The organism is Mobilitalea sibirica, from assembly GCF_015999265.1.
GTDB classification, from domain to species: Bacteria; Bacillota; Clostridia; order Lachnospirales; family Lachnospiraceae; genus Mobilitalea; species Mobilitalea sibirica.
The window spans coordinates 188,761-209,704 of record NZ_JAEAGR010000004.1; the positions used below are offsets into that span (position 1 = coordinate 188,761).

The 20,944-nt window shown below is 37.6% G+C and carries 16 protein-coding genes; 2 read left to right on the forward strand and 14 right to left on the reverse strand.

Features of this window, described 5'->3' with window-relative positions; genetic code table 11:
* Positions 1-18: 18 nt before the first annotated feature.
* From I5677_RS05965 to I5677_RS06015, 11 genes are all read right to left on the reverse strand, one after another.
* On the reverse strand, positions 19-852 hold the full coding sequence (locus tag I5677_RS05965) for a DUF4097 family beta strand repeat-containing protein (protein ID WP_197660667.1): 834 nt from the start codon (positions 850-852) through the stop codon (positions 19-21).
* Positions 849-1,541, reverse strand: coding sequence for a LiaF transmembrane domain-containing protein (locus tag I5677_RS05970; RefSeq protein ID WP_197660668.1), 693 nt, complete (start codon positions 1,539-1,541; stop codon positions 849-851). Before I5677_RS05970 ends, I5677_RS05965 begins: the two co-directional genes overlap by 4 nt.
* Positions 1,542-1,881: 340 nt before the next feature.
* A complete protein-coding gene (locus tag I5677_RS05975; RefSeq protein ID WP_197660669.1) occupies positions 1,882-4,266 on the reverse strand; it encodes a right-handed parallel beta-helix repeat-containing protein in 2,385 nt (794 codons plus the stop codon).
* A gap of 61 nt (positions 4,267-4,327) precedes the next feature.
* A complete protein-coding gene (locus I5677_RS05980; RefSeq protein WP_197660670.1) occupies positions 4,328-6,031 on the reverse strand; it encodes a S8 family peptidase in 1,704 nt (567 codons plus the stop codon).
* A 55-nt stretch (positions 6,032-6,086) separates the two neighbouring features.
* Positions 6,087-7,796 (reverse strand): S8 family peptidase, encoded by a 1,710-nt coding sequence (locus tag I5677_RS05985; RefSeq protein ID WP_197660671.1) that lies wholly within the window; start codon positions 7,794-7,796, stop codon positions 6,087-6,089.
* A gap of 595 nt (positions 7,797-8,391) precedes the next feature.
* Positions 8,392-8,748 carry a 50S ribosomal protein L20 gene (rplT, locus tag I5677_RS05990; RefSeq protein WP_197660672.1) on the reverse strand — a complete coding sequence of 119 codons (357 nt, stop codon included), beginning with the start codon at positions 8,746-8,748 and terminating at the stop codon, positions 8,392-8,394.
* Between the two features lie 27 nt (positions 8,749-8,775).
* A complete protein-coding gene (rpmI, locus tag I5677_RS05995; RefSeq protein ID WP_197660673.1) occupies positions 8,776-8,973 on the reverse strand; it encodes a 50S ribosomal protein L35 in 198 nt (65 codons plus the stop codon).
* A gap of 84 nt (positions 8,974-9,057) precedes the next feature.
* Positions 9,058-9,552 carry a translation initiation factor IF-3 gene (gene infC / locus I5677_RS06000; protein WP_197660674.1) on the reverse strand — a complete coding sequence of 165 codons (495 nt, stop codon included), beginning with the start codon at positions 9,550-9,552 and terminating at the stop codon, positions 9,058-9,060.
* A gap of 413 nt (positions 9,553-9,965) precedes the next feature.
* Positions 9,966-10,589, reverse strand: a complete 624-nt coding sequence (locus I5677_RS06005) for an ECF transporter S component (RefSeq protein ID WP_197660675.1) — start codon at positions 10,587-10,589, stop codon at positions 9,966-9,968.
* A gap of 508 nt (positions 10,590-11,097) precedes the next feature.
* Positions 11,098-11,943: a CPBP family intramembrane glutamic endopeptidase gene (locus tag I5677_RS06010; protein ID WP_197660676.1), complete on the reverse strand. Its 846-nt coding sequence runs from the start codon at positions 11,941-11,943 to the stop codon at positions 11,098-11,100.
* Positions 11,944-12,107: 164 nt separating this feature from the next.
* Entirely contained in the window at positions 12,108-14,546 is a 2,439-nt protein-coding gene (locus tag I5677_RS06015) for a GH36-type glycosyl hydrolase domain-containing protein (protein ID WP_197660677.1), read from the reverse strand.
* A gap of 220 nt (positions 14,547-14,766) precedes the next feature.
* Here I5677_RS06015 and I5677_RS06020 point away from each other — a divergent pair, with 220 nt between their 5' ends.
* Entirely contained in the window at positions 14,767-16,566 is a 1,800-nt protein-coding gene (locus I5677_RS06020; RefSeq protein WP_197660678.1) for a DUF6583 family protein, read from the forward strand.
* 273 nt (positions 16,567-16,839) lie between these two features.
* A complete protein-coding gene (locus tag I5677_RS06025; protein ID WP_197660679.1) occupies positions 16,840-17,544 on the forward strand; it encodes a hypothetical protein in 705 nt (234 codons plus the stop codon).
* 312 nt (positions 17,545-17,856) lie between these two features.
* Here the strand turns inward: I5677_RS06025 and asd are convergent, their stop codons facing one another.
* The 3 genes from asd to I5677_RS06040 form a co-directional block, all read right to left on the reverse strand.
* A complete protein-coding gene (gene asd, locus I5677_RS06030) occupies positions 17,857-18,939 on the reverse strand; it encodes an aspartate-semialdehyde dehydrogenase (protein WP_197660680.1) in 1,083 nt (360 codons plus the stop codon).
* A gap of 156 nt (positions 18,940-19,095) precedes the next feature.
* Positions 19,096-20,070, reverse strand: a complete 975-nt coding sequence (gene dusB, locus I5677_RS06035; protein WP_197660681.1) for a tRNA dihydrouridine synthase DusB — start codon at positions 20,068-20,070, stop codon at positions 19,096-19,098.
* A gap of 8 nt (positions 20,071-20,078) precedes the next feature.
* Positions 20,079-20,855, reverse strand: a complete 777-nt coding sequence (locus I5677_RS06040) for a type III pantothenate kinase (protein WP_197660682.1) — start codon at positions 20,853-20,855, stop codon at positions 20,079-20,081.
* Positions 20,856-20,944 lie beyond the last annotated feature (89 nt).

The window sequence follows — 20,944 nt, forward strand, 5'->3', positions numbered from 1 at the left end:
TTTTATGTCGCAAATCGACTATTCAAAAAAGTCAATTCTTATTCCACCTATTCCTCCGTTTACTTTCACTGTATGCTCTGAATTTACATTGGTTATGATACCGGATATTTTCTTATCGTTTACCCTGACGGATCCAATTCCGGAATCCACGTTAAAATCATAATCATCGGGATGACCCTTTATTTTAATATTGATTTCTCCGATACCACTATCAAAAGCATTATATCCATATAACTCACCGATTAATTCTACATCGCCGATGCCACTGTCGATATTAACATCTTCAAAAATAACATTTGATAATTTCAGATCCCCAATGCCTCCGTCAATCTTTACTTTATCGGCTTTTACATTGGTTCCGTCAATATCACCAATTCCTGCATTAATGCTTAACTCTTCTGTATACAGCGCATCTATTTGGACATCACCGACCCCACAGTCAAGTTTGACATTGTCGGCCGTAAAATCCTCCGGAAGATATATCGTAACCTTTGATTTACCTTGACTAAAAATGAAGAAAGGAAATTTAAATTTTTCCTCCGATATCATTAACCTGCCGGTACTTGATACCCGCGCTTTAAAATCATTCGTGACATTCTCTGCTTCTACCCGGAAGGTCTCTCCGGTTTTTATATATACATCACCAAAGGAACCATCGATATCCAGACTTTCAACCTCTTTAAAACTCTCGTTAAAATCAACCCGATTTTTTCCTCCATCAAAGAAGGTCTCTCCGGTTACTACTGATACAATTGCAATTGCTGTCGAGGTTATTCCCCAGATAATACAGACTGCCAAAAACACGGCAAATCCCATGGCAAAGTATTTTATTACTTTTTGAAGGTTACTCATTTGATATCAATCCCCCCAAACATACAGGTTGAATTAAGATAAATCGTAGGAGCACCCGGGTCATGGGAAGACATTGATTTATTACTTACGCCACCAAAGATAGGTACATTATTTGTCTTAATTTGAACCCCTCTCGGAATATAGATATCAATTCCGGCAAAGACACAAGACGCATTGATTTCCACATCATGATTGATGATTGCATCCCTAAGATCCAATGTGATGGCACCAAACACTGCATTTAAGCTCGTTCCGTTGAACTCATTGTCCACACGAATTCTTTGATGTGAGAAAACAGTACTGTGTTCTGTTTTGTCTCCGGATGAATACTGCTGACCTTCTACATGAATACTTTTTTCAATATGAATCGGTTTTCTGAATGCGCTCTGGAATATAAACCTTAAACCGATGTAGATTAAAATTGCAGGTACAATTAACTGCCAAACACTAAAATTAAGATCCACACGATAAGATAAAAACAGTAATACACCAATTAAAAAGCCGACCGTTGAACCTACGCCAAATCCACTTTGGATCATACTAATAAAACAAGGAATTATGATAAGAAGTGTCCACCAACCCTCGAAGAATACTTCAAATTCCCATAAATTCATAACTCTTCCTGCAATACCGATTCCAATAACAATAAAAAATAATCCCCATAACGTATTCGATAATTTATTTCTCATAATAACCTCCCACTTTTCTACTATATAATGGTATATCCTATGTCTTTATATTACTTTAATCCTATCTATTTTGCAACAGCATTCTTCTATCTCTAATATTTCTAATTCACTTTTAATTAAGCCTATATTGAGAGAAACTTAAGACTGTTTCACTTCTTATATATATAAATCCTCTATGGCAAAAACATTTTCGCCATAAAGGATTCATACTATTGATGTTTCAATCTTCATCATGATGTTTCTTTCTTATCATAATCTTTCTTATCATCATATTTCTTAACATAATGTCTCTTATCATAATGTTTCTTTTCATAATACTTCTCTTCATAATGTTCTTATTCTAATTCCAGCGGATATAGGTACTGTCTATATAATACCGGTCCGTATTATAGTCGAACACATTATAGCTTTTATTCATTCTGATAAAAGGCTCAGTTACACGCTGTACATAATTCTTTTGCATCAGCCGGATATTATCCGAACTGATTTCATTATAGGTTACTGCGTATTGGCTGCCCTCTTCATTATTCTTCCAAGGCATAATCTGTATTGGTCTGGCTACATCGCTGAATAGATTTTCCGTAATCACAGGGTCTTTTAAACCACTTGCTAATATTGCCCGGTCATTCCCTACACCATTCGCTACCATGGTTATTTCATTTTCTTTTATTACCGGACGGTCCCAGTTAATAATTCGGATTGCATCCGATACAGTATTGGTTATAACATTATGAAGTATCTGAACATTTTCATGGTATTTTCCTTCGGAATACTTGTGGGTTCCAATAGCTCTCTCCAAATCTTCAAAATAATTATCTTTTATCACAATATCTTTATTCGGCGTGCGATCATAATTGGACCAAACCGCATTAAACCCAGCTGTATTCTTATCAGGGGTATCGATATTAATCGCTTCCTTAATACCAGTACCTGATGGTTTGTGATACTTAAAACGGTTGTCTTCAATGGTTACATTACTGGAAGCATCCACCTCGATAAAATGTCCGCTCTGCATATTCTGAAAGGTTATACCGGTAATAGACACATTTTGGTTATGTCCCAGGACGATACCAATTGCATCACGAATAAAGTTTAGATCGATGATTACCGTTCCTTTACCGATAAAGTGAATGTTAGATTCCCCTTCATATCCTCCGTAGGCACCCTCCGTTTTTGATTTTGAGGGGGCCGCTAACTGAAAGATAGACAAGGAGCTCTCCAGTTCATCAATACCGGTTTCCTCTGTCTTCTTTATAATTACTCCATCCTCAAAATTAATGGTGACATCGGAAGGTACATAAAGTACATTACAGATTAAGTAAGTTCCTGCATTTAAGGTTAGGGTTCCGCCACCAATCCGCTCTAACTGCTCCAGATAGGATCTGATTACATAATACTGTTTTGTATTTTTATTATATGTACTGTAATTTGTAAAATAATTCTGAAATGGCTCTGATGAAGGCTCAATCACAAAATCCTTCACAGCATTATCAATAATTGCCCATTTTTCTGTGTTTTTAGAAAACTCATTGTAGGTTTTATTATAGCGTATCAGGTATTCACCCATATCGGTCAAGGTATTGAGAAGCATTGCTGCTTTATCTTCTTCACTGATTTGGTTATAAGTAACGGCATAGCTGCTTCCCTTATTATTATTCTTCCATGGCATGATCTGGATTGCACGGTCACAATTGATAAATTCATTCTGTGTGATTGTCGGATTTTTCACCCCGCTAAGCAAAACAGCTTTTAGAGAGCCAGTTTTATTCTTAATATCAGTAAAAGTATTATTCTTTATCTCACATTCTTCCCAATTCATAATACGGATTGCATGAGAATCGGTCTCTGCTATGGAATTACCGGTAATAATAATTTTCTTATGGTATTTATCCTCGCTATATTTGGAGCTTCCTATAGCTCTCTCTAATTGATAGAAGGTGTTCTTCTCAATGAATATATCTTTACTTATGGTCTTGTCCTTCTTACTCCAAGAGTAGGAGAAACTTCCGGTTTTTGTATCAGGCGTTTCAATCACTATTGCTTCTTTACTCTTAACAGCAGAATTCTTATGGTATCGGAATACATTATTTTGAATGGTTACATCTATGGATGCACCGATTTTGATAAAATTGCCGCCATACATCTCTTGGAAGGTAACTCCTTCTATTGTTATGTTCTTGTTATTACCCATAACAATACCTACCGTGTCTTTGACATAATTTAAATCTATAACTGCTGTTCCTTCTCCCCGAATTAAAATGTTCTTTTCCCCGTCGTATTTGGAAGCAGCACCTGATTTTTTTGCTTTACTGGGTGCTACTAGTTGAAACAGGGATTTTGATGGAGGTAGCTTCGCTATACCGGTTTTTGATCCCTTTATAATCTTTACTCCGTCCTTTAAAACAATTGTGACATTGGAGGGAATATAGAGGGTATTGGTTATTGTATAAGTCCCCTGATCTAAAATAAGAGTACCTCCTCCAACCCTTTCTAATTGCTCCAAGTAGGAACGAAGCATATAATATTGTCTGGTATATTCGTTATATGTACTGTAATTCGTATAAGTTTTTTTGTATGGCTGTCCGGTTGCCTTCAAAGTATAGGTTTTCGAACCTGCTTCAGCCTTAGGAGCCGGAGATAATGGAATGAATAATACGATTGTTAATAATAAAAAACAAAGAAGCCAATTATTACGTTTACGGCAAGTTATCTTATGTCTATTCATGATGAATACCTCCTCTTATCTTTATTGTATATGAACTCAGAATATCCGTCCAGATAAAACCCTATATTTCTGTTCTTAATTGATTAAATACGTTAAAAATATCGATTGCCCCATATCCCCAATCTCTATTTGGATACTGAATCCTTTCATTTCTGAAAGCACCCCTTATTAAAAATGATTTTACCTCAGCTGTAGTAATATTGGGATAAAATTCTCTTAAAATTCCCCATTCTAATATCATGGCTGTAATACCGGCACAATGAGCCGTCGCAGCTCCGGTACCTGTAACGATATCAAATCCCTGTTGCAAGGTTGGACTTATGATATTAACTCCCGGTGCAGCCAGTTCCGGCTTTATATCATCCGTCCTGGTATAACCTCTACTGGCTCCTAAATAAATGGTACCGGTTTCCGAATTATAAGCTGTTACCGTAATAGGGAGGGGAGAATTACCGGGAGCTGTTACTGTGGTATATGGATTCGATTGTAAAAAATAGGTAGTAGGTTCAATAAATTCATCTGCCGGTAGCCAACAATGGAAGGCTCCTTGCAGATCCCCTCTGCTATATACCTGAAAAGTCCAGACCCCAGTGGTCGGAGCCTCAAATCTGAGAAGAATCAGCTGGTCTCCCGACTGTGCCTCCACCATACGATAATCGACATTAATTCTGGTAGTCTCAAATAAGAAGGATATTTCCCTGTTTACAACAAGGCTTTCGACAATTCTTGGTACATACTCACCGGTCGGGGACAAGATATCAATCGAATAGGTATTAGGTCCGGCTCCCCATAACTCCATAGAAAAGCCCTCCTCATCCTCACTGACATTCAGCTCCATGGTAACACTGCCAATTGCAGGATCTACGGTAGAAAAAAAATGTCTCCTTTTGTTTCCTTCATTACCGGCCGCAATCGATATGGCAATTCCCGGAAAATTAGCTGCTACAGATAATAAGGCACTTAGATATCCTCTCCCGTTATGACTTCCTTGGGAGCTCCCCAGTCCGATGCATATAGCCATTGGCCGATCAAGCAATCTGGCAACACTAATCAGATATTGTACACCCCAAATAATATCATTTTCCTGGTAACAGGGGACATCAAGAGGAATACCAAAGAACTCTCTTATGATTGGCTTAGCCTGTTTTAATTTTACAACTACCAGCTCAGATTCCGGTACAACACCGCTAAAATCCCTATCAGGTACCTCATTCCCAGCTGCGATCCCTGCCATCATAGTACCATGCCCTATTTCATCCATGCTTGGTACTATAACAAGAGGATTTTCACTGTTTAGCGCCTCATTAATCTGGTCTCTGGAGTATTCTGTTCCATAAAAGGTACCTTCCGGATATTCATCTAAACTCTCGATGGTCTGGTCCCAGATGGATACTATCCTCGTGGTACCATCCTCATTCCGAAAAATAGGATTCGTATAATCAATACCGGTATCGACAACGCCGATCAAGACACCTGCACCTCTTAAATCAAAGGCCGGAAAACGACGGATTCTGGTAACGCCAGAGGCTTCAAGGCTCCTCTCACTGGCAAGTCCAAAGCTGGAGGGAAATGCAGCATATCCAAACTGCACTAAAGTTCTTTCTGTTATTAAAGTACTTGGCAGATATATAACAGCAAACCGGTCATTCATAATATGAGGTGAATACTCCTGATATATCTCAAGAATGGATTCATTTCCACCATAATCAATAATTAAATCCATATATTCATTACTGGTTATCTTAAAGCTTTCCTCCGGAGTCATGGTCTCCCCTCCAATAACTGTATCGTCTTATTGATATAAACGGATTGGATTGATTTTAAAGCGGTGGTAATTCACTTCTAATCCGTTCAAATATATTAAACACATCCAGTATTCCATATCCCCAGTCACGGTTAGGATACCGAATATCCATATTTCTTCTTGCACCCCGTATCATGAACATTCTCAAATCAACCGTGCTCATTCTGGGATATGCACCTCTTACGATCCCCCATTCTAAAAGCATGGCGGCCACACCGGTTGTATGGGCAGCGCTTACACTGGTTCCTGTCACGGGAGCAAAGCCTTGTTCTAAAGTTGGCGCCAGAATATCAACTCCGGGAGCTGCAATATCAGGCTTAATAATTTCTGTCCTGGTGTAACCTCTGCTGGCATCCTGATATAAACTATCATCTGCTATGTTATAAGCCGTGGTTGTAATAGGAACGATTGCATTCCCTAAAGATAGAATTGTAGTATAAGGATTAGATCTTATAAAATAGGTATCACCTGAGATAAAGTTACCCATAGGTAACCAGATATGAAAACTAGGATCGATATCTCCTCTTCCATATACATTAAATCGCCATATACCAGGATCAGGCTTACTAAATCTTAGTAAAATAAGCTGATTTCCGCTTTGTGATTCAATCATCTGATAATCAACATATATGATAGTTCGTTCAAAGATAAAGGATACTTCCCTGTTTTCATCCAATCTGGCGGCTATTCTGGGGACATATTCCCCGGAAGGAGTCGTAATATCAATGGAAAAAATACCAGGAGAATTACCCCATAATTCCATAGAAAAACCTTCTTCATTCTCTCCTATATTCAACTCCACTGTATCATAACCAATGCTTTCATCTATTTCACCAAAATAATGCCTTCTGTCATTTCCTTCATTCCCAGCAGCCACAACGATTCCAACTCCAGGAACCTCTGCCCGTAGAGAAAGAAAACCACTCAAGATTCCTCTACCATCATGAGCACCCTGGGAAGTACCAAGAGCAATGCATATGGCAATCGGACGATTTAACCTAAATGCAACATTACGGATATATTCTATTGCAAACAAAATATCATTTTCTTGATAGGCAACCGCCTCCTCAGGAATACGAAAAAACCTCTTCAGATACTGTTTCGCCGGTTTTAATTTCACCACAACAATCTCTGCATCCGGCACAACTCCTGTAAAATCACTTTCTGGTACTTCATTACCTGCAGCAATCCCGGCTAACATAGTACCATGTCCGATTTCATCCATCGATGGTACAATCTCAAGAGGATTTTCACTTTGCAATGCCTCATTAATCTGCTCTGCGAAAAATTCTGTACCATAATATAAACCTTCAGGCGGGTTTTCACTCTCTATTGTCTGATCCCATATGGATACTATTCTTGTCGTATTATCGGCATACTGAAAAATAGGATTCGTATAATCAATTCCCGTATCCAGTATTCCTACTAAAACGCCCTGCCCTCTCAGATCAAAATTGGGAATGTTCCGCAATCTTATAATTCCGGATTCCTCCAAGCTGGCTTCACTTATAATACCTAATAAGGATGGCATAACAGAATAACCTCTCTCAAGAATTATATTTTCCGTAATCTGTTCCACAGGCACATGAACTACTGCATAGAAAAAATTTACAATATGAACGGTAGCATCTTCAAAATCTTCAAAGACAGATAAATCTCCACTATATGATATTAATAAATCAGCATATTCCTCACTGACGATTCTTTGCCTCTCTTCAAAAGTCAAAAAAATCCCTACTTTTCATATCCTTACTCTATTATATAAGTAAAATCCGGAATATATAATACAATTCTATGAACTCCACTGTCTTTCGTAGAAATAGTACGTGTTTTTCTATCCACTTAAAAGATTATATGTTAATCCCACCATCTTCCAGATATGTTACAAAACTTCCGTTCGTGTTAAATCAACACAATCATTGACAAAACATGAGGACTTCATAAACAATAATATCGTAATATAACAACCCTATATAAAAATACTTTCATTCCTTAATTTTACAACTACGTATAAAATGCTATATATTACCTATGACCTTTCGTAACCCCTATTAATTTCAAACTTATTCCTTCATTTACTTTTCTTAATCTTTGCCATAACAGCAAAGGGCTGTCGCAGGTTTACGTGTGTATGTACCGAAAGTGTTTTTCATTATCGTTCAGATGGGGGTATTTTGTTCGAATCAGATTGACATATGCTTTCTATGTCATTTCTGAGACGGACAAAATACCCCCATCTGTAAACGATACGGAAATACACTCGGTACTGCATACATAACACCTGTGGCAGCCCTCATATATATTTCATTGGTTCTTTTTATTTACGCAAGCTTTGATTTTGCAACCTCAGCCAGAGAAGCGAATCCCTGAGCATCATTGATTGCCATATCAGAAAGCATTTTTCTGTTAATTTCAACGTCAGCTAACTTCAAACCATGCATTAATTTGCTGTAAGATAAACCATTCATTCTTGCAGCAGCATTAATTCTTGCAATCCATAACTGTCTGAATTGTCTCTTTCTTTCTTTTCTACCTGCAAAGGATGTGTTTAAAGCTCTCATAACTGATTGCTTTGCTACTCTATATTGTTTTGATCTGGCTCCTCTATAACCCTTAGCCAGTTTTAATACTTTATTATGTCTCTTCTTAGCGTTCAATCCGCCTTTAACTCTTGCCATCTTCTATTCCTCCTTATCACCTATCTCTTAAAGATATGGTAAGATTTTCTTCATGTTTTTTACATTAGTAGCATCTGTGATCGTTGCTTTTCTAAGATTTCTTTTTCTCTTAGCGGATTTTTTTGTTAAGATATGACTTTTATAAGCCTTCATTCTTTTTAATTTTCCGGTACCTGTTTTCTTGAAACGCTTCGCTGCTGCGCTGCTTGTTTTTAATTTTGGCATGATGCTTCCTCCTTAATATTAATACAGCTTCGTGAACACTTTACCCTAGGTAAGCAACCTTCAGTCTTGCTGTTTATTCGTATTTTAACGTTTCTCTGATAAGAACATAATCATATTTCTGCCTTCTAGCTTAGCCGGTTTTTCAACGACAGCGATATCTTCCAGCTTAGTATAGAAAGTATCCAGGATTACTTTAGAGGATGATGTATGAGCCATCTCACGGCCTCTAAAACGCAGAGTCACCTTAACTTTATCACCTTTGGTAATAAATTTTCTGGCCATGTTCGCCTTCGTGTTCAAATCATTATCATCAATGTTTGGTGATAAACGAATCTCTTTCACTTCGGTAATCTTCTGCTTTTTCTTAGCTTCTTTTTCTTTTCTGGACAACTCATATCTATACTTACCGTAATCGATAATTTTACATACCGGCGGTTTTGCTGTCGGAGCAATTTTTACCAGGTCCAGATTTGCATCTTTTGCAAGCTTCATTGCATCCTTAGCAGACATGATACCCAACTGCTCTCCGTTCTCACCAATCAGGCGAATCTCTTTATCCCTGATTTGTTCATTAATCATTAAATCGCTAATAGTACTACACCTCCATAGGTTATTCATTGCATTATACAGTTTCTACTGCGGGTTATCCCCCACAGTTATTTTCATCTTTATTTGCTTCGCAAAAAAAAGATGGATAACAAAGATTATCCATCTGTAAGTACAAATACACATTAATTCCGTCAAAGGAACCTATATTATTCGTTCTTATTACATTAACCCGTTCACTGTAAAATGTAATAACTTTTACGCTATGGGTGAGAGATGGATACTCTTCTTTTCTCTTACTATATGAATGATAAACATTCACAGTGAACCAAGTATAACATACCGATCAATATATGTCAAGCAAAAACACAAAAACATCGAAGTTCTTATAAATTCAAGTTTCATTTATAACTTTGCATAGGAAATCTACTGCTTGTGTAATTATCTTATCTATCAATTCTTGATTTTCTGTAAAAAATATCAATTGCTTTGGAAGTTGCCGTTCCAAGAATCAAACACGCCACTGCTTCCACCAGGATATTTCCTCCCACCAATGCAATGATAAATGCAAATACGTTATTTGTTCCTAAACCTTCTGCAATTCCTTGAATATATTCCGTATTATAGAAAAATAATACCAATGCACCCATAAAGAAAATTGTATTTAACAATGGACTCGCTATACTTGCCACTGCATAGGATATACTCTTTGTTTTTTCATTTTTTCTTAAAGCAACAAAAATTAATCCGGTTATCCATCCCATAAGGATTCTGGGAATTATGGTGACAATAAAGGTTCCCACCGGATTGATTGCTAACAGGGCTACTCCAAAGGGGCTCAAACCAAAGCATTGTATAAAGCTGGTAATACCAAATACACCACCTAAGATAGCGCCGCTTACCGGACCCATCACGATTGCTCCTACGGCAACTGGAACTGCAATTAATGCAATCTCTAATCCCAGTGTTTTAATATAACCAATCGGTGTAAATGCCATTAATACAATGATGGAAGTAAATAACCCTAGCTGTACCATTTTTAATGTACGATTGTTTGTTATTGTTTTCATAATATCCTCCTTCTTGTCTGTAAGATCATGATTTGTTATTAGTATGAAACATTTCATACTTTCCAATTACGAACCATAGGAAGAATTCCTTATTCATTGAGATAGCATACCATATATCAGACAAGAATAATGCATTACTCACATTTACTTTCGTGCAAATAAAAAACGACATTGCTGACCAATGTAAAATTTGGTTTAAGCATGTCGGCACACTAAAATTCCATTCGAAATAAGCATTATACGCTTTTATTCTGAACAAAACCTTTTTAGTTCCTGCCGCTTCCATTGCTTGGGTCAAGACTATCTTATTATTCAGGTTATTCCTCTATGATATGAAAGATTAATCTGTAGTATTAGGATCTTTCATGCTACATTTATAATCTTCTCGCCTCACTATCGAGTGCGTTAGACCGTATCGCAATCATGAAACACTCTAACATAATTAATCTTTCAATTTATTGTATCTATTATCATAAAGGAAGAATAAAAAAATTGCAAGTGAATTTTATCAATCAATTTTATCTTCCTTTAATCTATATAAGCCAAATGAGATAGTGATCCCTCCGATCACTCCTAAGCCCAAATACATATTGATAGGCATATCACCGGGATATAGTATATAGATATAGGCTGCTGCATTTATAACCATATGTAAGAATATGGACGCAAGAATCGATTGGAACTTATAACAAATATACCCCAGTAAAATACCGTTAGCAAAAGCATAGATACCCTGTATGATATTTGTATGATAAACCCCAAAAATTATCGCCTGTAATATATTCGCTCCGATAAACGGAAAGGATTGGCGCAGCTTATTTAACATGACTCCCCTAAAAATCATCTCCTCAACAATCGGAGCAATGATCACAGAGTATATAACAATCATAATAGGATGGCCGACAAAGATTGAGTTCATAATCTCGCTATATTCTTCAAATAACTTAGTAAAAAATGGTAGCAGTACATTCAACAATGCTGAAATGAAAAACTGACAACCCAATCCTATAAGAATTAGGTTACCGGTGTTGCTAAATGAAAAAATACTTCCGATTCTTCTCTTGGGGTTATTTATATTAATCCTACGATACCATTGGACAAATATAATTCCACAGAATATCATGATAAAGATGCCAAACAAATTTTTAAGTTCCGGACTTATCATGGCTCTGTTTTCCACTCTCATTCGTATCAAATCAGAATCCGTAATCCCCTGTCCTTTCAGCTCGGCTTCAACGGTTAATCGAATATAAAATTGATAGATTGCCGTAAGGACCTGATATGCTAATCCCTGCAATCCCAGAGCAGCGAAAAATGGTGTAATACCCTCGAATACCTTAATAAAATATCTCATGTGATAGTACCTCTTCTAATACATTATATTATTGCACTGTGGCATCCTTAATAAAAGTGGACTGTTACAAAATGAAGCATCTGAGAATATAACTTACTCCAATACACTATTGATAGATAAGTTATATTCCCTTCATCTTCATCTTGAACAGCCCAAAGTTTTTATTATCCCAGTATAACCTCAGCTACATGTTTTTTCTTATCACCAAAGATCGGTAAGATATTACCTTCCACTTCTTTACCATCTACGGTAAGTTTTACCACTCCTGAAGATACATGGTTCGGATTCTTTATCGTAATCTCATAAATATCTCCTCTGAATTCTCTGGTAATCTTATATCCATCCCAGCTCTTAGGAATGGAGGGGTCAATCTGCAAACCGTCATATTCCGGTTTTATTCCCAGTATATATTGGGAAATAGCAATGAAATTCCAAGAGGCTGTTCCTGTCAACCAAGAGTTCTTCGCTTCTCCATGACGTTTCGCGTCCTTTCCCGCTACCATCTGTGAATATACATACGGCTCCATCCTATGAATTTCCGAATATTCCTCTGTATAAGCAGGCGCGATTCTTGTATAGTAATCAAATGCCTTGTCACCTCTTCCGACCAAAGCCTCTGCCGCCATGATCCATGCATTATTATGACAGAATATTCCGGCATTTTCTTTATAACCCGCAGGATAGGTTGAGATTTCACCATATTCCACATAATATTTTGTAAAGGCAGGATTTTGCAATACCAGACCGTATTTGGTAGCCAGCCTCTCTTCTACGGCATCCAAAGCCTTAATTGCCTTACCATCCTCCATACCACAGTTACCCATGATACATAAGCCCTGTGATTCAATAAAGATTTTACCTTCCTCATTATCGTCACTTCCGACTTTTCTGCCAAAATCATCATAAGCACGAACAAACCAGGAACCATCCCAACCATGCTCCATTATGGTTTTTCGCATCTTGTCAACTTCTAAGTACGCCCTGTCAGCTTCGCTATCATTACCGGTCTTCTTCATCAGTTTGGCATACTCTTCTCCTATATAGCAGAACATACCGGCTATCATAACGGATTCAGCCACCTTACCATCCTTGCTGGTTGTCGTCTGGAAGGATTCACCCGGTTCCATGGAGAAGCAGTTTAAGTTAAGGCAGTCATTCCAATCGGCACGACCGATTAATGGAAGCCCGTGAGGTCCAAGATTATGAATTACATGGTCAAAGGAACGCTTTAAGTGATCGGATAAAGGCGTACTCTTTGTTTCATCATTATCAAATGGAGTCATAACATCTAAGATGCTAAAATCTCCGGTTTCCTTAATATAGGCAACTACAGCCAAAATCAGCCATAATGGATCATCATTAAAGTTACCCCCGATTTCATCATTACCCTTTTTCGTCAATGGCTGGTACTGGTGATAAGCACCACCATCCTCTAATTGTGTGCTAGCCAGATCAATGATACGTTCTCTGGCACGATCCGGAATCTGATGTACAAAGCCAAGTAAATCCTGGTTTGAATCCCGAAAGCCCATTCCTCTACCGATACCGGACTCAAAATAAGAAGCACTTCTGGAAAGATTAAAGGTAACCATACACTGATATTGATTCCATATATTTACCATCCGATTTAACTTATCATCCGCTGAGTCAATTCTGTATTTTGAGAGGAGTTGATCCCAATATTCAGACAGCTCCTTCAGAGCCTTATCAACCGCATCTACTGTTTTGAAAGCCTCTATCATTGCTTCTGCTTTCTTCTTATTAATAATGTTCTTACTTTCCCATTTATCCTCCAGGTCATTTTCTACATATCCCAGCAGGAAGATGTATTCCTTAGTTTCACCCGGCTCAAGATCCACTTCAACACAGTGGGAAGCGATTGGATGCCATCCATCTGCGACTGAATTATTTGATTGACCTGCATATACCGCCTGAGGATTTTCAAAGCCGTTATAAGTTCCAATAAAGCTCTCCCGATCAGAATCAAAACCACAAATCGGAGCATTTACTGAGAAGAACGCATAATGATTGCGTCTTTCCTTATATTCTGTCTTATGATATATTACAGATCCCTTTACTTCCACCTCACCGGTATTGTAATTTCTCTGAAAATTAGTCATATCGTCAAGGGCATTCCATAAGCACCATTCCACGAAAGAAAACAATTTAACCTTCTTATTATCATTCGTTTTGTTTTTTACGATTACCTTGTGTACCTCAGCGTTGGTATTCAAAGGTACAAAAAAAGTAATATTGGTTTCTACTCCTCCCCGCTCCCCAGAGATTTTCGTATAACCCATACCATGTCTGCACTCGTAGTTTTCTAACTCTTTCTTTGCAGGTGCCCATCCGGGAGACCATACATCACCGCCGTCATTGATATAGTAATAACGGCCACCACCCAGATCCAGAGGAACATTGTTATAACGAAAACGGGTGATCCTCCTAAGTTTTGCATCCTTATAAAAACTATAACCTCCGGCAGTATTTGATATTAATGAGAAATACTCCTGAGATCCAAGGTAGTTAATCCAAGGATATGGTGTTGTTGGTGTCGTAATTACATATTCTCTGTTCAAGTCATCAAAAAATCCGTATTGCATGTAAATTTCCTCCTTAAAATTATTTGTACTCTCCAACATTTCCATTATAGTATACCTTATTAACCATTTCAATTCAAAATAATCCAAAATTGCTATAAAATATTAGAGTTAAATTAGAAAAAATTACTTCCAGTTGACAAATAAATACTATTTCAATATACTATGAATAGCTTTCAAGCTAATAACAGATAATTTTAATAAAATGACAGGGGGCAATCATATGGATGATATGAATAAAGGTACTTCGGACCAGAACCAAAATCCTGAGAATACCAATCAAAATTCTAACGATTATAAAAACGAAAGTGGCAACACTTATTGGGAAACTCAAAATCAGGATCAAGCGATAGAGGGTTCCCAGACACCGGGTGCTTCTAATGAGGACACACCGGCTCAATTTTATCAAAACTATCAACAACAGATGAGTGGGCAAACAAAACAAGATACTGTGTCACAGCAGACTATGGTAGAAGCACCTAAGAAAAAATCCCGTGGTAAACTGATTGCATCCGTAATTATTATTGTGCTTTTAGTATCCGGAGCTGTTACTGCATTTGCAATGCAGGGAAAACTCAAAAACACTCTTGCATTAAATACAAAAAGTCCTGAAGAGTATTATACTTTTGTTGAAAAGCAATTTATTAAAGATTCCGTTGATAAGATGATGGCAAATAGTGCCTCCTATGATTTTAACGATGATATTGCTTATGACATCTCTATGGATTTATCCTATGATAAAACTACCGTAAGCTCTTTATTACAAAGCTCTATGGGAATGACCGTGGAAGATGTTGAGAGCATGATCGGAATGCCCCTTGACAGCATCGGTATGGATATGATTGTAGCTCTTACGGATAAAACTTTATATGAAGAATTAGGTGTTAGGTTAAACCAGGTTGAAATAATTACACTTGAATTATTCATGGATATGGTAAAAGAAGAAATGCTGATGCGCTTACCTGAACTTAGTGAAGCTTATCTAAAAACCTCTCTTAACACTGATGAGCTCGGAGTAGGAACCAGTGTAGATATGAGCTCATATTTTTCACAACTGGAAGTATTAACAAATGATAACACCGCAGATTTTTTGAAGCGTTATGGCAATATTATAGCTGAACAGATCGATGACGTTGAACTTACTAAAAACGAAGAAGTTGAAGTTGGCGATATTAAAGTTGACAGCAATTTGTTAACGGTAACAATCGATAACGAAGATTTGAACAAAATCGCTTCTGAGATCCTAAAAGAAGCTAAGAACGATGAGTTTATTCTAGCCCTTCTTCCTATGATGGATGTAACGGAAGAAGAGTTCCAACAAGGTATTGAACAGGCTATGGCTCAGTTAAGCTCTTCTGAGGACGGCAATGACTCTATGGAAATGAAGGTCTTTGTGGATGGTAGCGGTAAGATTATCGGCCGTGATATCAGTATCATAGACAATGAAGAGACCTTATCCTCCTTCGGTTATTATTTTGTTAACAAAGGAAAAGAAGCAGAATATGAATTCTTTATTGATGATGCCGAAGGTAATACCATGATTGGTGCAGTCGGCAACCATACAAAAAATAATGATGCTTATGACGGTGAAGTAGTATTAGAATTTAATGACCCCAGCGCTATGGGCCCCTTATCCAATGTCAGCGTTACCATTAAATATGAAGATGTTAAGACCGAAATGAAAGATAAAAACATGTTTCAATATGGTAAGTTTACTCTTTCTTCTCCACAGATGTTAGGCATGGAGCTTGATCTGGAATATGATGTGAAAGATGAAGTGCAATTAGGTTCTTTAGCATTACGAATGGGAAGTGCTAAGCTTGTAACCCTTGATGTTACAGCCAAATACCTGAAGGATTACGATATTCCTGCTCTTTCAGAATCCGCTGAAGTTTATGATACAATTGAAGCAGATCGTTGGGCTGCAACCTTTGATACTGAAAAGTTCATCACAGACTTATCGTCTAAACTAGGTGTAGACCTTGAAACTCTAATGGAGACCTTACCTTACTATTTCTATTAATTAATATTATTAAGGCTATGTAAATCTTACAACTATATGCTCCCCTTGTGGCAAACAACAAAATGAAAACTGTTGACTGCAAGGTGGAGCATTTTTTAAGTCTTTTTCCGATTTCATCATGTATTAACTTATCCTTGAGATAAAAGTTATTTATTAGGAAACAACTACTTGTCTTTTTATATATTTATTTTAACTTTTTTTAATAAGATTTTTCTTTTTTTATCTTAGTTTCTATGATAAACTAGTACAAACGATGAGAAGAGAGGAATGCATATGCCAAAACAAACACGACTTAGCGAAGATGCTGAAATCTATCAAATAAATAAAGATAAAAATGAAAAAGAAAGATTTCGGGATCTATCCTTTAAAAAGAAAATCTCATACCTGTGGGAATATTATAGATTACATGCATTGTTTACAATTATTATTTTTGGTTTTTTAGGTTATACCATATATACGATTTCAAAACCGAATATTGAGGCTAAGCTTTATACAGCAATTATAAATAATACAATTGATGATGTAATACTGGATGAATATAAGGCTGAATTTACAGACTTACTGCAATTAGATCCAGAAAAAGAAGAGGTTATTATTAATTCCAAATTCTATTTTAACGGTTCCTATGACTATGCCATGAATATGAGACAGATATTAGTTACTTATACCCATGCCCAGGAGATTGATATTATCATAGCTCCAAAATCAGAATTTGAAGGCTATGCCTATAATGGATTCTTTTATAAGCTATCCGACCAGCTTCCAACTGATTTATATAGTATGTTAACCGATCAATTTTATCTATCTGATATGGAAGATGACCCCCAGGAAAATGTATATGGCATCTATTTAACAGAAAGTGATTTATTTCAGAACCATGCTGTAAACAATGATCCTTATATTCTAGGTATTGTAGGTAACTCTAAAAATAGAGAAAATGCAATTGAATTTATCCGTTTCCTTTTTGAGGCTAATTAGAACCGAATTTAATGGGGCTATTTCCGAGCCTCTTTCTAATGATAAGACGGAATACAGGGGGCACCACACACACTCGTTGGAGTACACATCCCCAACTATGTTTGCCTATACTACGGACATAAATGTACGTAATAGGCAAAGCAAAGTAGGGAATATGTTCTCCAAATAGTGCATTAAGGTGCCCCCTATATTCCGTCTTATCATTTCAGCTATGTTATGAAATAGCCCCGTATATCGCATGATTAACTTTCACAGATAAGTCAATACATATATTAAAATAACATACAATATCTGCGATATATAAACTATTATTTATTTCTTAGTAATATAACCCTGTGCCTTTAAAAGTTCCGCTATTAACACGGCTCCACCTGCAGCACCACGGACGGTATTATGTGACAGACCAATGAATTTATAATCATATACGCTATCTTCCCTTAGTCTTCCTAAGCATACGCCCATACCGTTTTCATAATCCCTATCAAGTTTCGTTTGGGGACGGTTTTCTTCTTCGAAATATTTAATAAACTGCTTCGGAGCACTGGGTAAATTAAGCTCCTGTGGGACTCCTTTATATTCATTCCACGCTTTGATCATCTCTTCCTTAGAAGGCTTCTTATCAAAACTTACGAATACTGCTGCCGTATGACCGTCTGTAACCGGTACACGGATACACTGGGTCGTAATAAGAGGACCATCTGCTTTCTTAATCTGTCCGTCCTCTACTTTACCCCAGATACGAAGAGGTTCCTGCTCACTCTTCTCTTCCTCACCACCGATGTATGGAATTACGTTATCTACCATCTCCGGCCAATCAGCAAAGTTCTTTCCTGCACCGGAAATCGCCTGGTATGTGGTTGCTACCACTACCTTGGGTCCATATTCCTTTAATGCGTGAAGCGCCGGCGTATAGCTTTGTATGGAACAGTTTGGTTTTACAACAATAAAACCACGATCTGTTCCAAGGCGTTCTCTCTGAGCTTTGATTGCTTCCAGATGCTCCGGGTTAATTTCGGGCACCACCATCGGAACGTCCGGTGTCCATCTGTGCGCGCTGTTGTTGGAAACTACCGGTGTTCCGGTCTTAGCATAAGCTTCCTCAATCGCCTTTATCTCATCCTTGGTCATATCCACTGCGCTGAATACAAAATCAACGCTTTCACTGACTTCGGTTACCTCATTTACATTCTTCACAACTAGCTTCTTAACACTCTCAGGCATCGGTGTATTCATCTTCCAACGGTCACCGACAGCTTCCTCATAGGTTTTCCCTGCGCTTCTCGGACTTGCTGCTACAGTAACCACCTCAAACCAAGGATGGTTATCAAGCAGTGATATAAAACGTTGGCCAACCATACCGGTACCGCCCAGGATACCTACTCTTAATTTCTCCATTTCTATTCCTCCTAATGATGTTCCCCTGTGGCAAACATTTGTCTTTCCAGTAAGTATACTATACTATGTTTTTTGAAAAAATCAATGTTTTTTTGTCAAATATCTCAGATTTGGTGATTATAGTTAAGATAACTTATTCATAATACATTTCTTTGGTTAATTTTCTACTACATTTTGATATTCTTCCAAAAGTATTCTTAAATCATCCATATTCTCTATTTCATTCACACGACTTCTAAATCTAGCAGAACCGGGATACCCTACGGTATACCATGCTACATGTTTTCTCATTTCTCGTATTCCGGTAAATTCACCCTTGTATTCTACTGCTAGACCGGCATGACGAAGAATCATATTCTTTACCTCTTCAAAGTCCGGCTTTTTAGACAGTATACCGGTTTCAAGATACGTTTTAATCTGTCCAAAAAGCCACGGATTACCCCGGGCTCCTCGGGCAATCATAATTCCATCACATCCGGTTTCTTTTATCATTCTTAAAGCATCCTCCGGTGTAAATACATCCCCACTTCCAATCACGGGTATAGAAACACTCTCCTTTACCCTCCGTATCGTTTCCCAATCGGCTTTGCCGCTATAATATTGATCTCTGGTTCTTGCATGAACGGTGATGGCCGCCGCACCGTTTTCCTCGGCTATTTTAGCTACCTCCACGGCATTTGATTCATGAGCATAGAAGCCCTTTCTGATTTTAACCGTCAAAGGCTTTTCAATGCTTTTCGATACCTTATTTACGATTTCCCCAATTAACTTCGGATTTTTCATGAGAGCAGAGCCTTCTCCATTGTTAACCACCTTGGGAACCGGACATCCCATATTAATATCCAGAATATCAAAATTTCTATGCTCAATCCGTTTTGCCGTCTCACTTAAAATAGAAGGGTCAGAGCCAAACAATTGAACCGCAATCGGTCGTTCTTCTTCTGAGACTGTCAGAAGACTTTCTGTATTCTTATTATTATATTGAATCCCTTTAGCACTTACCATCTCCGTTACAACCAAGTCCGCTCCCTTTTCCTTGCAGAGTAAACGAAATGGCAGGTCGGTTACTCCTGCCATGGGTCCCAATATAAGCTTTCCATTTATCCTCGTATTTCCTATATTAAAGCTCATTTTATCTGTCATCTCCCGCTTTTGTTCTTATCGCTTATGATCTTTAATCCCTTTAAGGTCAGGTTTGGATCATATACTTCTATCACATCGGTTGCATCTGAGATTATCTTTCCCAAGCCTCCGGTAGCTATAACGCGGCAATTCTGAATCCCCGATTCCTCTAGCATACGTTTCACAATGTACTCCGTCTGTCCGATACATCCAAAGACTAAGCCCGCCTGCATACTGGTTACCGTTTCTTTGGCAAGTATGGTCTCCGGCATAGCAATCTCAATCTCCGGTAGCTTCGCTGTTTCATTCCATAGGGCATTGGCTGAAATTCTCAAGCCCGGGCTGGTCACTCCAGCAATAAAGGAACCATCCTCTGTTATTAAATCATATGTGATGGCTGTTCCGAAGTCTATGACAAGAACAGGCCCACCATATAATTCATATGCCGCTACTGCATCCACAACACGGTCCGCTCCAATCTCTTTTGGATTCGATGCTGCTATTTTTATACCTGTTTTTGTACCTGCTCCCACGATAAGAGGAGTAATTTTAAGATATTTTATTATACCGGAGGTAAAGGAATGCATAATCTTTGGTACAACGGATGCTACAATAACAGAATCTATCTCCTCCACCTGAATATTTTTAACTCTCAATAAATCACTTAATATGATCCCATACTCATCTGAGGTTCTGGCTATCTGTGTGGTCATTCGAAACGTAGCTTTCAGCTCTTCCCGGTCAAATACCCCAAGTGTAATGTTAGTATTTCCTACATCGATGACTAATAACATTAGTATTCCTCCCAAATTATTAATTATTAAAAATGTTGTATCTCTATCTGATAGACGTTTTCCGGATAACAACAAAATACAGTTTACAT